The organism is Salinirussus salinus (assembly GCF_009831455.1).
GTDB lineage: Archaea > Halobacteriota > Halobacteria > Halobacteriales > Haloarculaceae > Salinirussus > Salinirussus salinus.
The window spans coordinates 385,496-399,950 of the sequence record NZ_WOWO01000003.1; the positions used below are offsets into that span (position 1 = coordinate 385,496).

Genomic DNA, 14,455 nt, shown 5'->3' on the forward strand with positions numbered 1-14,455 from the left:
CGGCAGCGGCCCGCGTGTCGCACCGGTAGCCGACGCGGCCGCCGCGTAAACGGTTTCCCCGCGCCGCCGGTCGCGTCCGTATGGTCGAGACACTCCTTCTGGGCGCGGTCGTGCTGGTCCCGCTGGTCGCGTTGAGCGCGTTTTTCTCCTCCAGCGAGACTGCGATCTTCTCGCTGCCGGCGGGTTCCGGCGAGGGGACCGACCCGGGCGACCCCGACGCGGCGACGCTCGCCCGCCTCCGGGCGGACCCGCACCGGCTGCTCGTGACGCTGCTCGTGGGGAACAACCTCGTCAACATCGCCGTCTCGTCGATCATCACGGTGCTGGCGACCCAGTATCTCCCGGCGACGGCGGCGGTGGCCGTCACGATCGTCGCCGGGAGCACGCTCATCCTCGTTTGCGGGGAGATCGTCCCCAAGGCCTACGGGCTGGGACACGCCCGGACGTGGGCGCTTCGGGTCGCGCGCCCGCTGGCGATGGTCGAACGGACCCTCGGACCACTGGTGTGGGTCTTCGACGGGCTGACCCGGCGGCTGAGCCGGTGGGTCGGCGGCGACGCCGACATCGAGGAACCGTACCGGGGGTGAGCTACCGTCCCGGCCCGACTGGTCCGGTAAAAGACCCCCGCAACGACGGCCGAAAGCGGGACACTCTTTATCGATGACACCCAACGAGGTACCGTGTCAGCGACGGTGAGCGCGGGGCTGCCATCGTGGCTCGTCGTCGGGGTCCTCCTGGGTGTGGCGGGGAGTCTCCTGGTGGCTGCGGCCTTCCTGGTGGCCGACCGGCTGTTCCCCGGCCGCGAGCGCGCGGGCGGACGCCAGTCCGGCGAGTCCCGGCGCCGGGCGGAGTTCCGGGAGTACCTGGACGCGATCGAGGAGCCCTACGCCGAGGACCACCCCGTCGAGGGACAGCCGGTCGCCTTCTACCTCCCGCAGCGGGACGTCGCGGTCACCTTCGACGCCCGCGCCTACTACCGGCTCGAGCGCTCCCCGACCCACCCCGTGCTCGTCGAACACGAGATGCCGGGCGCGATGCTCGGCGACCGCCTCCCCTTCGAGACGCCCGACCTCGAGCGGGAGCGTGACCTGGACCCGCTGGAGACGGCCTTCGCCGAACTGGACGTGACTCCGGGCGCGACGCTCGAGGAGGTCAAGCGGGCCTACCGCCGGAAGGTCAAGGAGGTCCACCCCGACCAGGGCGGCGACGAGGAGGAGTTCCAGCGGGTGCGGGAGGCCTACACCACCGCCAAGCAGTACGCCGCCGACTGACCCGGTAACTTAGATACCTTGTTTCATCAGGTGGCTCCGGAGGATGTCCTCCTCCTTGTTGCCGGTGGTGGGGTTGACCAGGACGACGATGTCGTCGGGGTCGAACGCACCCCGGTCGGCGAGCCGTCGGGCGCCGGCGACCGCCGCACCGCCGGTCGCACCCATCGTCAGCCCGCCCGCCGCGAGGTCGGTTGCGCCCTCCAGGAGGGCGTCGTCGCTCACCGCCGCGGCCCCGCCCCCGCTCGCCCGGAGTGCCTCAAGCACCTGCCGGCCGCCGGTCGGCTCGGAGACCTCCAGGGGACCGCAGATGGTGTCGGGATGCTCGACGGCCGTCACCGTCTCCGCCTCGCGCTCGACGGCGTCGACCACCGGCGCACACCCCTCCGGCTGGACCGCGTACAGGCGGGGGGCCGCGTCGACCCGGTTGTGCTTGCGGAGGTCCCGAAACCCCTTGTGGAGGCCGACGGCGCCGGTCCCGTGGGCGGTCGGGTGGACGACGGCGTCGGGGGCGCCGTCGAGGTCGACCGCCTCGGCGAGTTCGTAGGCCAGGGTCTTGGCACCCTCGTGACGGTAGGGGTTCTCGAAGGGGGCCAGCGAGTACCAGTCCTCCCCCTGGTCCTCGAAGGCCGCGCGGGCGTCGGGGTACCGCCCCTCGACGACGGTCATGTCGCCGCCGTGGACGTTGATCATCGCCTTGTTGACGAAGGGAGTCCGCGAGGGGACGAAACTGTGGGAGGCCAGGCCCGCGCGGGCGGCGTGTGCGGCCGCGGCCTGCCCCCCGTTGCCGGTCGTCGGTAACGCGACGTCACTCGCGCCGGCCTCGCTGGCAGCGGTGACCGCGAGCGCCACCCCGCGGTCGACGAACGCGCCCGTGGCGTTTCGCCCCTCGTCTTTGACGTAGGCGGCCGCGACGCCCAGCTCGTCGGCCAGGGCCGGCACGGCGACCAGCGGCGTCCCGCCCGCCTCGAGGCTGACCAGCGCCTCGCGGCGGAAGGGCAACAGGGGAGCGTACCGGCCCAGACCGTGACCGGAAAACTCCACGTCGCCGTCGTGGTCGTAGACGGCGTCGAGTAGCCCGCCGCACTCGGGGCAGCGGCCGGCCGCCGCGGGGTCGTGGGTCGTCCCGCAGTCGGTACAGCGCAGCCCGGCGAAGGCCGCGGTCGTGTTCATATCCCTGCCACGGCCGCCGGCGACTAAGCCCTGTCCGTCTGCGGCCCGCATCTGCCCGCCACCCGCCGGCCGGCGGGTGACGCTCCTCGTCGCCGACCGGCTCCGTCCCCTTTTTGCCCGCAGGGCCGAACGGGCGAGCATGCACACAGTCGTCGTCGGCGGCGGCCTCGCCGGCCTCGTCGCCGCCCGCCACCTCGCCGACCGGGGCGCCGAGGTCACCCTGCTCGAACGCCGCGAGACCGTCGGCGGCCGGGTCCACACCGAGCACGCCGACGGCTACACCCTCGACCGGGGCTTCCAGGTGCTCTTCACCGCCTATCCCGCGGTAGAGCGCGAACTCGACCTGGGCGCGCTCTCCCTGCGACGGTTCCGGCCCGGCGCGGTCATCGCCCGTCCGGGCGAGCGCTCGACGCTGTCGGACCCGCTCCGGGACCCGCGGGCCGCGACCGCGACCCTGTTCAACCGGGACGTGACCACCGGCGACAAGCTCCGGCTGTTTCAACACCAGCGCCGGCTCAGGCGGACCGACCCAGAGGAGGCGCTTTCGGCCGACGATGGCTCCATCGACGAGGCACTCGCCGACTGGGGCTTCTCCCGGAAGTTCCGGGACAACTTCGCCGCGCCGTTTTATGGGGGGATCACGCTCGACCGCTCGCTGTCGACCTCGAAGGCCGTCTTCGAGTACACCTTCAAGATGCTCTCGGAGGGCGCGACCGCGGTCCCGGCCGACGGGATGGGCGCGATCCCCGCCCAGCTCGCCGAGCACGCCCGGGCCGCGGGCGCGACCATCGAGACCGGGCGGGAGGTGACAGCCGTCGACGCGGCCGGCGTCGACGACGCGGCGACCACCGGGAACAGCGGCGTCACGGTCGAGACCGCCGCGGAGACGCTCGACGCGGACGCCGCGGTTGTCGCGACCGACCCGCCGACGGCCCGGGAGCTGACCGGCGTGGCGGGGGTCCCGGCGGAGACGGTCGGCTGTGTCACCCTCCACCTCGCGCTTCCGGACACCCAGCGACTCGACACGGACCGGCGGATCCTGCTGAACGCCGCGGACGACCGTCCGAACCAGGTCGCGCCGATGTCCGAAGTGGCTCCCGAGTACGCCCCCGAGGGCCAGCAGCTGCTGAGCGCCACCTTCCTCGGCTCGCAGGCGGCCGACGACACGACCCTCCTCGAGGAGGTCCGCGAGGCGCTGTCCTCGTGGTATCCGGAGAACCAGTTCGCGAACCTGGAGCGCGTGGCGGTCGACCGGGTCGACGTGGCCCAGTTCGCCCAGCCGCCGGGCTTCCGGGCGTCCCTGCCCGATGTCGATGACCCCGCGGGAGCGGTCTACCTGGCCGGTGACTACACCCGCTGGTCGTCGATCCAGGGCGCGATGGAGAGCGGGCGGCGGGCCGCGGCGGCCGTCCTCGACGGCCGGTAGCCGGGAGGATTACGAGGGGTGGCCGCCCTGTCCGCCCTGCCCGTTTTCGTCTTCCCCGCCGTGGTCTTCCTCCCGGAGCGCCTCGGGGATGAAGTAGATCGAGGCGAGCAACAGCAGCAGGAGGACCAGCACCGTGATGCCGACGAAGACGAGACCCATGTTCACCATGTCTGTCCCTACTCCCGCTCTCCCTGAAAAGCGTGCCGGCTCCGACCCCCCGTTCGGCTCACAGCCGGTGACGAAACTCCCCGAGCGGGGGAAAGGCGAGCGTCTCGCCGCCGGCCTCGTCGCGCACGACCGGCGCGAAGGCGTCGGCGTCGGTCACCAGCGGCGACATGAAATCGCCCGCGGACATGTCGTTGACCTCCACGCCCTGCAGGAGGCGGTTGAAGGCCGGCAGTATCACCACGTCCGCACCCCGGTAGACCCCCTCGGCAGCGAGATAGCAGGGCCGGCGCCGCCCCTCGATCGTCACCGTCGGATGGTCGTGGCCCACGATGTAGCGCCCGACGCCGTCTGGAACGTCGCCCTCGGGCTCGACGTGGCCGTGACAGACGAGGGTGTCGCCGACCCGGTAGCTGTCGGCCGTCGGTCCGTCCCAGACCGAATCGAGCATGGTGTCGTGGTTCCCCGGCGCGACGGCCAGCCGCGTGCCGGCCTCGCGGGCGGCCGCGGCGAGTCCGTCGACGGTCTCCCGGACGGTGCGGGGGACGGTCCGGAACGAGTGCAGCAGGTCGCCGGCGACGACGGCCTCCCCGGGCTCGAACCGGGCGAGCAGCGCCTCGAAACGTTCGACCATGTCGGCCCCGTCGCCGACGGGAACCTCGACGCCGGAGTCGGCGCCGCGGCCGACGTGCAGGTCCGCGAGGACGAGGGTATCCTCGAGCAGGAGTGCCCGGTCGCGAAACCGGAGGTCGGCGACCGCGTCCATACCCACGCTCCGGGCGGGAGGGCGAAAGGCCTGACGACCACGGACGGCTCCGGCGAATCGACGCGGCCGTGGACGACGGCCGGAGTCGACGGGGCTTTCGGGCCGGCCCGTCTACGCCCGGACATGAGCACACCCACGGAGGCGGTCGCCGACTTCCTCGACCGGGCCGACAGCTGCTACGAGGAGTACGAGCAGGGGTACACCGACGCCGACGCGACCCTCCGGAAACTGGGCGGCCATATCGAGGAGCTGCGGTCGGCGGTCGAAGAGTAGTCAGGGCCGCCAGTACGACGGCGTGAGGACGACGACGACCGAGATGATCTCCAGCCGGCCCAGCCACATGGCCAGCACCATCCAGCCCTTCGCCGGCGCCGAGAAGTCCAGGTAGCTGCCCATCGGGCCGACGACGCCGAAGCCCGGGCCGACGTTGCCGACGGTGGCGATGGCGGCGCTCATCGCCTCCAGCGCCGACAGCTCCAGTTCGGGGTTCGTGACGCCGTCCAGAAACAGGACGAACGTCGTCAGCACGAACAGCAACAGGAAGAGGAGGACGAACACGACCAGCCCCCGCAGCGTCGACTCGTCGAGCACCCTGCCGTTGACCCGGACCGGCCGGACGGCCTCGGGATGGACGGTCGTGAACAGCTCCCGGCGGACGGCCTTGCCGACCAGCAACCACCGGATGACCTTGACCGACCCCGCAGCGGAGCCCGCCGACCCGCCCAGAAACATCGCAAAGAGGAGGAGGACCTTCGCGGCCTCGCTCCAGGTGTTGAAGTCCATGCTCGCGTAGCCGGTGGTGGTGACGATGGCGGCGGTCTGGAAGGCGGCGTGGCGCGCGGCCCGCTCGATTTCGCCGGCGACCGGTGCGACCTCCTCGGCGACAGACGACAGCCCGATGTCGAGCCCGGCGTACAGCAGCGCCGTCACGACGGCGCCGAGCGCGACCATCGCCAGCAGGTACGACCGGAACTCCTCGTTCGCGAGCAGTCGCCGGGGCTGGCCCACGACGGCGTACCAGAACAGCGCGAAGTTGGTCCCCGCGACGACCATGAAGGGGACGACCGCCCACTGGATGGCCGGCGAGAACGCTTCGACCGAGCGGGCCTCCGGGGAGAACCCGCCGGTCGGCAGCGTCGTCAGCGCGTGGGCGACGGCGTTGTAGACGCCCATCTCCGGGGCCATGCCGGCCAGGTGCAGCCCGTAGTAGACCAGTGCCGCGAGCACGGTAAAGCCCAGATAGATGAGCCAGAGGATGCGCGCCGTCTCGCGGATCTTCGGGGTGAGCTTGTCGATGCCGAAGCCGGGCGCTTCCTCGCGCATGACCGCCGCGCCGCCAACGGAGAGGTCGGGGAGGATGGCGACCATCAGCACCAGGATGCCCATCCCGCCGAGCCACTGGCTGAGCTGGCGCCACATGAGCATCGCGTGGGAGTGGGTGTCGAAGGAGATGTCACCGAGGACGGTCGCGCCGGTCGTGGTGAATCCGCTCATACTCTCGAAGAGGGCGTTCGCGGGCGCGGCGACGGTCCCGTTGCCCGCCACGAGATAGGGGATGGTACCCAGAAGCGGGACGGCCAGCCAGGTCAGCGCGACGAGCAGGAACCCCTCCCGGTGGCCCAGGTCGCGGTCGGGCGTGAGCCGCTCCAGACCCGTGCCGACGCCGACCGCAATCAGGATCGTGACCAGAAAGGGGAGGGGGTCCTCGCCGTAGACCAGCGCGACCAGCACCGGGACGGCGAGGGGAACGGAGAGGTAGCGGTAGACCGACCCGACGAGGCCGACGCTGACCCGCCAGTCGACGACCCGCGACATACTCGAACAGCTTCCAGCAGCGGCTTAAGCGTGTCGTCACGGTTCTCGGGAGCCACACGCCGGTATCGTCGGGGCGCCCGCTAGCTTTGCTGTGTCCTTCCCGCAGGTGACAGTGTGACGAGTACAGCGCGCGTAGTCAGCGCGGTCGGCAACCCGAAGGTAGATGTCCTGGCAAAATGAAAACCGTTTTGTATGATATGTGATTCTCTACCGGCCGGTCGAACAGGGACGGATTTCCGCCCATGAGCCCTCGATCGTCCCGTGTGTTCGACCGGCTCTCATCTGCCCGTCTTCCGCTCGGTGCAGTCGGAGTCATTCTGCTGTTCCTGTTCGCCGTCCACCTGTTGGGGACGGCGACGGAGGCCGCAGCACCGACCATCGAACGGGTGTTCTTTCAGGTCGTCGTTGGGGACGCCTCGGCGCTCGGGGTGAGCTGGCTGGGGGCGTACGTCCTCGCCAACGGGTCGGTGATCGCGGCGCTCGCTCTCTCGCTGTTCTCCGTCGATATCGTCTCTCCACCGCAGCTGTTCCTGATGGTCGCGGGGTCGCGGCTCGGCGCCGCGGCGGTCGTCGTCTTCATCGGCGCACTCGATTACTTCCAGAAGAAGCGATACTCCCTGCGGAAAGCAGTCAGTATGGGTCTTCTCACCTTCCTGCTGACACTCTCGATATATCTCCCCGTCACGGTTCTCGGGTACGTCACGTCGCCCTATCTCCACGCGCCGTTTCGTGCTGCCAGCCGGGGTTGGACCATCGGATTCCAGCCACTGGCGGTATTCGATCCGTTCACGGTTGCCATCACGACCAGCATCGGGCCCGTACTCTCGGTTCTCGTGGCAGTCGGGATACTGTTCGGGAGCCTGAAGCTGTTCGACCGCCTCCTGACGAAGGTCGACACGGCGACCCTCCGTCAGCGATTCTTCAGCCAGTTCCAGCACGCGTGGGTGTCGTTTGCGATCGGCCTGGCGGTCACCACGGTCACGACCAGCGTCGCGTTCTCACTCGGCGTCATCGTTCCGCTGTACAACCGCGGCTACGTCGAACGGGACGAGCTCATTCCGTACGTCCTCGGTGCGAATCTCGGAACACTGTTCGATACGCTCGTCGTGGCAGTCGTCCTCGACTTGCCGTTTGGCGCCGCGGTCGTTCTCGAACTGCTGGCCATCGCGACGCTCGTGACGCTCGGGGCGCTCACCGTTCATGATACGTACAGTCGCTTCATCGCTACCGTTTACGACCGTCTCCTCGATGACCGAACGGCGTTTACCGCGTTTATCCTGATGCTCCTGCTGGTTCCACTCGCGCTTCTCCTCGTTCCGCTGGCTCTGCGATAGACCGCCGCTGTGGCGGGGTTACTTCGCAACCGTCTTCGCCCCCGGCGGCCGTCCGTGCGAGAGCCTAACACCCCCTCGGGTAGTAGGTGTCTCATGGTCAACCACGTGCTCGTTCCGATGGACGATTCCCCGCTCGCCGAGCGCGCACTCGAGTTTGTACTCGACGTTCACGCGGATGCTGAGCTCACCGTTCTCCGCGTCATCGACTACGTCGAGGAGAGTTACGGAGCCGAGATACTCGTCGGTCCCGAAACGATCCGGCAACGTGCAGCCGACAAGGCCGAGGAACTCTTCGACGAGGTCCGTGAGCGCGCCGCTGACCACGGGGAAGAAGTACGGACCGTCACGGAGTTCGGGAAACCGTCACGGGTCATCCCGGAGTACGCAGCGGAGCACGACGTCGACCTCATCGTGATGGGCTGTCACGGCAGGTCGCTTCTCTCCCGAGTTCTGCTCGGCGACGTCGCCCAGACCGTCGTCAGGGAGGCCCCAGTGCCAGTAACCGTCGTCAGGTGACCCGTCGGTCGTCCCTGTGAACCCCACTGGTCTCCGAACGCCGGTTTCGCCGGCATGTGAGGGGAACCGGTCCAGTTCGGCTGGGGGCTTCGACAACTGACCCCGCGGTCAGAGACGGACTGGCGTCACACACGACAGGGGGACCGGTGGCCGGAGGTGACGCCCGCCGGGCCCGAAACCGGGGCCGGGGGCACGGCGTCACTCGCCGCGAAGCAACCCCCGGATAGCACTGACCGCCTCCTTGAACGCGGAGACGTCCATCCTGTCGGCAGTAAAGAGCACACCGGCATCGTCTTCGAGGACCCTCACCACGAACCCGTTCTCGTGGAACCGGACGGTGAAGCTGTACGGTCCGATGTCCGACCCGGTCTCCCTGTGGGCGAGCGCCGTCCGAACCGGCCGCTCGGCGAACCCCACCTGTTCGAGGTCCACCAGCTGCGCCTTCGCCTCCCGGGCGACATCCCCGGACGCGTAGAGGTCCTGTCTGACGTACAGTACGTCGAACGCCGACGGGCTGAAATACACGACGCTCCGGAGGGTGTCCCCGAGACTGGTACGGGTGGCACTCACGAGACTGTCGGCCATGTCGGCGCCGACGGCTGTTTCGAATGATTCCGTGGTCATACGCGATACTATTGGTGAGGTATCATATCAAGCATTCCGGTGCCGACCCCCTCGACTGCCCGGTGCCGCGATTTTCCGTGAAAGAGGCCGTCTCCGGCCGGCTCGCTCGCCGGCAACCACCTCACGCCCGGGTCGGCTGCGTTATCGTGTCGCCGGGCTGCCCGGCGAGAGGTGGACGTGAAAGAGCTTCCCGCACTCGGGTTCCCCGCAGACCGGGCAGGGCTCGCAGGGGTCGGGTTCGACGGCGTCCGTCGCTTCGGGTTCCCGGCCCGCCACGTCGACGTCCGCCGCCGTCACCAGCCGCGCCCCCGCGCGGTCGAGTTCGTACCCGTCCTCGACCTCCCGGACGAAGTGCTCGCAGACCCGCGAGAGGTGGTAGTTGAACCGCCCGGCGTCCGCCACGCCGACCGCCCGCCGCAGCTCGCTGAACGCCATCGGGTCCTCCGCTTCCGCGAGCGTCCGGAGGATGCGAACCCGGGTCTCCTCGGCCAGTACCGCCAGCGCGTCGCTGACCTCGCCGTCGGCGTCACCGGGCTCGCTGGCGTCGCCGCGGCCCTCGTCGTCGCTGGTTCCCTCGCCGCCGGCCCCGGCATCGGACCCGGCGTCGGACTCGAACCGGAGGTCGGTTCCGGACTCCTCGTTCCGTGACACGCCCCTCCGTACGGCCGGACCCGAAAAGAGGGTTCCGAGACCTCCCAGCTACCGAAGCGGCCAGCGGACGCACTGACGGAGCAGCGAGCGGCCGGCTCAGTCCGCGACGGCCTCGCCGGAGCCGCTGACGGCGCTGGGGTCCTGCACCCACAGGTCCCCGAACAGTTCGTCCTGCCGGAGGCGGACCCGGCCGCGATGGGAGAGAAAGAGCAACCCGAGAAACGTCTCCACGCGGGAGCCGCCGGCCTCCGAAACTTCCCGGTAGAGCACCTCCTTCCGGCCCGCCTCGTAGTGTTCCCGGACCGCCGCGTAGACGTCGTCGATCACCTCGTCGATGTCCTCGGTGTGCTGGGTGCCGGTCACGTCGGCGGCCGTGGGCTCGTCGTCCATCCGCACGTCGTCGGCCGCCCGGTAGTCCAGTTCCTGGGCGCCGCGCCGGAAGCCGCTGGGGGAGTCGCTGGTGTCGTACTCCCGGGACTCTTTCCACCAGTTGTCGCGTTCGGCCTCTCGCAGGTCCCGGACCAGTTCGTCGAGCGTCCGGGGCATCCCGCGGGCCCGCTTGCGCTCCAGCCGGCGGTCGATCTCCGACTCCAGCGCGGCAAAGGGGTCCGGGCCCTCGCCCCCGACGGGCAACTCCCCGCCGCCCATCGCGGCCTCCTCCCAGGGCTCGGGCTCGGGCTCTTCCTCCTCGTCGTCGGCGAGCATCGCGTCACCTTTCATCCGCAGGAGCACGCTCGCATAAAAGAGCGCCCGACCCGAGGTGCGCAGGTCGGCCTCGTCCAGCCGGTCGAGGAACTTGTCGGTGACGGCGACGATGTCGATGTCCCAGGGGTCAATCTCCCCATCTTCGGCGAGCTGGACGAGCACCTCGACCGGCTCGACCTCCTCGTCCTCCTCGGCCTCTGGCCCTCCGTTCTGCTGCCCGTCGCTCCCGGTCCCGTCTGCCAGGTCCGATACCGCTCCCACGTCGGCCCCAGCGTCGTGGCCGTTGGTTCGCTCGTCGACCGTTCCGTCCGAGCCACCGGGTGGCTCGCTGTCTTCCGGGTCGCTTCGCTCCCCGGTCGACCGTTCGGAATCGTCAGGCGGTTCCCGCTCCTCGTGACCCGCGATGTCCAGCGGGATGTCGTCCTCAGTCATCCGCAGGCACCTCCTTCCCGCCGCCCGAGAGGTCGATCCCGGTCACCGCGGAGATATTGTCGTCCTGCATGGTGACGCCGATGGCCCGCTCGGAGCGTTCGAGCATCGCCGAGCGGTGGGAGACGACGACGAACTGCGCCTCGCCGGCCAGTTCGTCGACCATCTCGCCGACGAGTTCGGCGTTGGCGGCGTCGAGGAAGGCGTCGATTTCATCGAGCGCGTAGAAGGGTGCGGGGTTGTGCCGCTGGATGGCGAAGATGAAGGCCAGCGCGGTCAGCGACTTCTCGCCGCCGCTCATCGCCTCCAGGCGCTGGACTGGCTTGTCGCCGGGCTGGGCCTTCATCGTCAGCCCACCCTCGAAGGGGTCCTCGGGGTCCTCGAGGTGGAGGTGCCCGGTCCCGTTCGAGAGTCGCTCGAAGATGTCCTCGAAGTGACCGTTGATCGACTCGAAGGCCTCCATGAACGTCTCCTTCTTGCGGGCCTCGTAGCTCTCGATGCGCTCGCGGATCCCCTCGGCCTCCTCGACCATCGTTCCCTTCTTCTCGAGCAGGTCCTCGAGTTCGGCCTGCACCTCGTCGTACTCCTCGATGGCGAGCATGTTCACAGGTTCGAGGGCCTCCATCTCGCCTTCCAGCCGCTGGATCTCCGCCTCGACGGCCTCGTGGTCGGGGATCTCTTCGGGGTCGTACTCCCCGACCTCGGCCTCGAGTTCGTCGACCTCCCACGCCAGCCGTTCCTGCTCCTCGCGAGCCTCCGAGAGCTCGCTCTCGACGGCGTCGACCCGGGATTTGGCCTCGTCGCGGGCCTCGCGGGCCTCTGCCAGGTCGGCTTTCAGCCCCTCGCGGTCGGCTTTCAGGTCGGCGATCTGGTCTTCGAGCTCCGCGACGGCCTCCTCCTTCTCGGCCAGCAGCTCCTCTTTCTCCGCGATCCCCTCCCGTAGCTCCTCGGCCTCTTCCTCGGCGGCGGCCTTCCGGTCCTGGGCGGCCTCGATCTCCTCGCGGAGGTCCTCGATGGCCTCCTCGGCGTACTCCTTCTCCAGTTGCAGTTCGTTCAGCTCGGCGTCCAGCTCCTCCTTCTCGGCCTCGAGGTCGTCGATGTCCTCCCGGAGTGACTCCGCCCGTGCGGTCAGCTCGGGTAGTTCGGAGTCCTCGACTTCCGCCTCCAGGCCGGCGATCGTCGCCTCGATCTCGGCGATCGCGTCGTTTTTCTCCGCAATTTCGGCCTCCAGCTCGTCCATCCGGTCGGAGACTTCCGTGCGCTCGGCCTCGATCTCCTCCAGGCGCTCGCCGAGCTCTTCGATGCGCCCCTCGGTCTCCGCGATGTCGTCCTCGCGGCGTTCGATTTCGGCCTCGAGGTCCCGGACCTGCTCGGCGGCCTCGGCCTCCCGGTCGCGGGCGTCGTCCAGCCGACTCTCGACGTCACGAAGCTCCTCCCGCACGTCGGCCCGCTCGTCTTCCAGTTCGGTGATCCGCTGGGCGACCCGCTCGAGCTTGCCGGTCGTCCCCGAGAAGGAGTACCGCGAGCCCGAGGTCGACCCGCCGGTCATCGCGCCCGACTTCTCGACGAGGTCGCCGTCCAGGGTCACCAGCCGGAACTGGCCCATCAGGTCCCGTGCCGTTTCGATGTCCTCGACGACCAGTGTGTCCCCGAGCACGTAGGAGAACACGCCCGCGTACTCGGGGTCGAAGTCGACCAGCTCGTAGGCGAAGTCGACCACGCCCGGCCGGTCCGGGAGCGGGGGGAGCGACCGCTGCCCCATCTCCGTCAGCGGCAGGAAGGTCGCGCGGCCGGCGTTGCGGGATTTCAGGTACTCGATACAGTGCTGGCCCACGCTGTCGTCGTCGACGACGACGTTCGCCAGCCGGCCGCCGGCCGCCGTCTCACAGGCCGTGGCGTACGCCTCGTCGACGCTGCCAAGCTGGCCGACCGCGCCGTGGACGCCGTCGACGTCGGCGTTCAACACCGTCGTGACCGCGCGGCCGAAGGAGGAGTCGCCGGACTCGCCGGCCTTGGCCTCGAGTTCGGCGTACTCCTGCTGGGCGGCGGTGAGGTCGTCCTCGACGTCGTCGAGTTCGTCCTGGAGCTCCCGTTTCTCCGTCCGGAGGTCGTCGACCACCTCCTCGATGGCCTCGCGGTTCTTCTCGGCCTTCTCGAGTTCGACCTCCAGGTCCTCGACCTCCGCTTCGAGTTCCGGGATCCGCTCCTCCAGCTCCTCGATTTCGGCTTCGGTCTCGTCGTACTCGTCGGAGCGCCGGCGGGCCTCGTCGAGCAGCCGGTCCTGCTCGCGCTGGAGGTCGTTTTTCTCGCCCTTTGCGGCCTCCAGGGCCTCCTTCTCGGCTTCGAGTTGCTCTTTGACCTCCTCGAACTCCTCGCCGACCTCGTCGATCCGGGCCTCGACGGTCTCCAGGTCCGCTTCTGTCTCCTGGATGTCGGCCTGGATGGACGATTTGGCGACCTTTCGCTCGCGGATGTCGCCCTCGAGGTCGTCGATGGTCTCCTGCTTGCCGTCGATCTTCACGAAGGCCTGGCGACGGTCGTTCTCGGCCTCCTCGGCGCGCTGCTTGGCGTTCTCGACGCTGTCCTCCAGGCGGGCGATGTCGCCCTTTATCTCCTCGATCTCCCGTTTCAGTTCCAGCTGTTCGTCCTCGCCTTTCCGCTCGATCTCGGCGTTGAGATCCTCGAGCTCCTCCTCGAGGCGCATCACCGTCCCCTGGCGTTCATCGAGCGTCGCCTGCCGTTCCTCGAGGGTGGCCTCCAGGTCCTCGATCCCCTCCCCGACCGCCGCGAGTTCCTCGCGTTTGTCCTCGAGTTCGGCGGCCTTCCGGTAGCTCTCGTACTCGGCCTTCTCGTCGCGCAGGTCCTGGTACCGGAGCGCCGTCTCCCGTTCGTCCTCCAGCTGGTCGAGGCGGGTCTCCTTCTCCTCTATGCGGAGTTCGGCCTCGTCGATCCGGTCCTCGACGACCTCCAGTTCCTCGAAGGCCTCCTCCTTCTTGGCGTCGAACTGGGCGACGCCGGCGATCTCGTCGACGATCTCCCGGCGGGACCCGGCGGTCATGTTGATGATCTCGGTCACGTCGCCCTGCATCACGACGTTGTACCCCTCGGGGGCCACGCCGGCCTGCTCGAGCAGGTCCCGGATGTCTCCCAGGTTCACCGACCGGCCGTTGATGTAGTAGTAGGAGTAGTAGTTCTCCTCGGTCTCCTTGACCCGGCGACGGATGGCGACCTCGTCGACGTCGCCGACGTCCTCGGTGCCCGCTGCCGAGACGACCGCTGCGCGGTCGAGCGTCCGGTCGGTGTTGTCGAGGATGACCTCCACGCTGGCCTCGCGCTCGCCCTCGAAGGAGTCGCCCTCCTGGTGGCCGGGGTTGTAGATGAGGTCGGTCAGCTTCTCCGCGCGGATGCCCGAGGTGCGTGCGAGCCCGAGCGCGAACAGCACGGCGTCGATGATGTTCGACTTGCCCGAGCCGTTCGGGCCGCTGACGGTCGTGAAGTCCTCGTAGAAGGGGATCCGCGTTTTCCGGCCGAAACTCTTGAAGTTGTCAAGGACGAGCTCTTTGATGTGCATTGGGGTGCTCGC

At 69.2% G+C, this 14,455-nt stretch carries 14 protein-coding genes; 6 read left to right on the forward strand and 8 right to left on the reverse strand.

Annotated features, from left to right (window positions below):
- The first annotated feature begins 80 nt into the window (after positions 1-80).
- Positions 81-587: a DUF21 domain-containing protein gene (locus GN153_RS11910; protein ID WP_159903053.1), complete on the forward strand. Its 507-nt coding sequence runs from the start codon at positions 81-83 to the stop codon at positions 585-587.
- A gap of 93 nt (positions 588-680) precedes the next feature.
- Positions 681-1,271 carry a J domain-containing protein gene (locus tag GN153_RS11915; RefSeq protein WP_236544797.1) on the forward strand — a complete coding sequence of 197 codons (591 nt, stop codon included), beginning with the start codon at positions 681-683 and terminating at the stop codon, positions 1,269-1,271.
- Positions 1,272-1,280: 9 nt separating this feature from the next.
- Here GN153_RS11915 and GN153_RS11920 read toward each other — a convergent pair whose 3' ends face one another.
- On the reverse strand, positions 1,281-2,441 hold the full coding sequence (locus GN153_RS11920) for a threonine synthase (RefSeq protein WP_159903055.1): 1,161 nt from the start codon (positions 2,439-2,441) through the stop codon (positions 1,281-1,283).
- A 139-nt stretch (positions 2,442-2,580) separates the two neighbouring features.
- Here GN153_RS11920 and GN153_RS11925 point away from each other — a divergent pair, with 139 nt between their 5' ends.
- Positions 2,581-3,867: an NAD(P)/FAD-dependent oxidoreductase gene (locus GN153_RS11925; RefSeq protein WP_159903057.1), complete on the forward strand. Its 1,287-nt coding sequence runs from the start codon at positions 2,581-2,583 to the stop codon at positions 3,865-3,867.
- Between the two features lie 9 nt (positions 3,868-3,876).
- Here the strand turns inward: GN153_RS11925 and GN153_RS11930 are convergent, their stop codons facing one another.
- Positions 3,877-4,035 carry a hypothetical protein gene (locus GN153_RS11930; protein WP_159903059.1) on the reverse strand — a complete coding sequence of 53 codons (159 nt, stop codon included), beginning with the start codon at positions 4,033-4,035 and terminating at the stop codon, positions 3,877-3,879.
- 58 nt (positions 4,036-4,093) lie between these two features.
- Positions 4,094-4,798 (reverse strand): metallophosphoesterase, encoded by a 705-nt coding sequence (locus tag GN153_RS11935; protein ID WP_159903061.1) that lies wholly within the window; start codon positions 4,796-4,798, stop codon positions 4,094-4,096.
- A gap of 123 nt (positions 4,799-4,921) precedes the next feature.
- Between GN153_RS11935 and GN153_RS17545 the strand changes: the two genes are divergently transcribed.
- A complete protein-coding gene (locus tag GN153_RS17545; RefSeq protein WP_201287885.1) occupies positions 4,922-5,071 on the forward strand; it encodes a hypothetical protein in 150 nt (49 codons plus the stop codon).
- Here GN153_RS17545 and GN153_RS11940 read toward each other — a convergent pair whose 3' ends face one another.
- A complete protein-coding gene (locus GN153_RS11940) occupies positions 5,072-6,613 on the reverse strand; it encodes a TrkH family potassium uptake protein (protein WP_159903063.1) in 1,542 nt (513 codons plus the stop codon). It lies immediately after the preceding gene.
- Positions 6,614-6,876: 263 nt separating this feature from the next.
- On the opposite strand from GN153_RS11940, the gene GN153_RS11945 reads away from it, so the two are divergent.
- Positions 6,877-7,947 carry a sodium:phosphate symporter gene (locus GN153_RS11945; protein WP_236544798.1) on the forward strand — a complete coding sequence of 357 codons (1,071 nt, stop codon included), beginning with the start codon at positions 6,877-6,879 and terminating at the stop codon, positions 7,945-7,947.
- 93 nt (positions 7,948-8,040) lie between these two features.
- Complete coding sequence (locus tag GN153_RS11950; RefSeq protein WP_159903067.1) at positions 8,041-8,463, forward strand: universal stress protein; 423 nt, start codon at positions 8,041-8,043, stop codon at positions 8,461-8,463.
- A 198-nt stretch (positions 8,464-8,661) separates the two neighbouring features.
- Here the strand turns inward: GN153_RS11950 and GN153_RS11955 are convergent, their stop codons facing one another.
- The 4 genes from GN153_RS11955 to smc form a co-directional block, all read right to left on the reverse strand.
- Complete coding sequence (locus GN153_RS11955; protein ID WP_159903069.1) at positions 8,662-9,087, reverse strand: DUF7522 family protein; 426 nt, start codon at positions 9,085-9,087, stop codon at positions 8,662-8,664.
- Between the two features lie 141 nt (positions 9,088-9,228).
- A complete protein-coding gene (locus tag GN153_RS11960) occupies positions 9,229-9,738 on the reverse strand; it encodes an ArsR family transcriptional regulator (RefSeq protein WP_236544799.1) in 510 nt (169 codons plus the stop codon).
- 96 nt (positions 9,739-9,834) lie between these two features.
- Entirely contained in the window at positions 9,835-10,875 is a 1,041-nt protein-coding gene (locus tag GN153_RS11965; protein ID WP_159903071.1) for a segregation and condensation protein A, read from the reverse strand.
- The gene (gene smc, locus GN153_RS11970) at positions 10,868-14,443 is read right to left on the reverse strand and encodes a chromosome segregation protein SMC (protein ID WP_159903073.1); all 3,576 of its coding nucleotides are present in this window, start codon (positions 14,441-14,443) and stop codon (positions 10,868-10,870) included. Before smc ends, GN153_RS11965 begins: the two co-directional genes overlap by 8 nt.
- Positions 14,444-14,455: the final 12 nt, after the last annotated feature.

Bases quoted from the DNA above. Each gene is read 5' to 3' on its own strand.
- GN153_RS11910 (WP_159903053.1), top strand. From the start codon at position 81: ATGGTCGAGACACTCCTTCTGGGCGCGGTCGTGCTGGTCCCGCTGGTC.
- GN153_RS11920 (WP_159903055.1), bottom strand. From the start codon at position 2,441: ATGAACACGACCGCGGCCTTCGCCGGGCTGCGCTGTACCGACTGCGGG.
- GN153_RS11925 (WP_159903057.1), top strand. From the start codon at position 2,581: ATGCACACAGTCGTCGTCGGCGGCGGCCTCGCCGGCCTCGTCGCCGCC.
- GN153_RS11930 (WP_159903059.1), bottom strand. From the start codon at position 4,035: ATGGTGAACATGGGTCTCGTCTTCGTCGGCATCACGGTGCTGGTCCTC.
- GN153_RS11935 (WP_159903061.1), bottom strand. From the start codon at position 4,798: ATGGACGCGGTCGCCGACCTCCGGTTTCGCGACCGGGCACTCCTGCTC.
- GN153_RS17545 (WP_201287885.1), top strand. From the start codon at position 4,922: ATGAGCACACCCACGGAGGCGGTCGCCGACTTCCTCGACCGGGCCGAC.
- GN153_RS11940 (WP_159903063.1), bottom strand. From the start codon at position 6,613: ATGTCGCGGGTCGTCGACTGGCGGGTCAGCGTCGGCCTCGTCGGGTCG.
- GN153_RS11950 (WP_159903067.1), top strand. From the start codon at position 8,041: ATGGTCAACCACGTGCTCGTTCCGATGGACGATTCCCCGCTCGCCGAG.
- GN153_RS11955 (WP_159903069.1), bottom strand. From the start codon at position 9,087: ATGACCACGGAATCATTCGAAACAGCCGTCGGCGCCGACATGGCCGAC.
- GN153_RS11965 (WP_159903071.1), bottom strand. From the start codon at position 10,875: ATGACTGAGGACGACATCCCGCTGGACATCGCGGGTCACGAGGAGCGG.
- smc (WP_159903073.1), bottom strand. From the start codon at position 14,443: ATGCACATCAAAGAGCTCGTCCTTGACAACTTCAAGAGTTTCGGCCGG.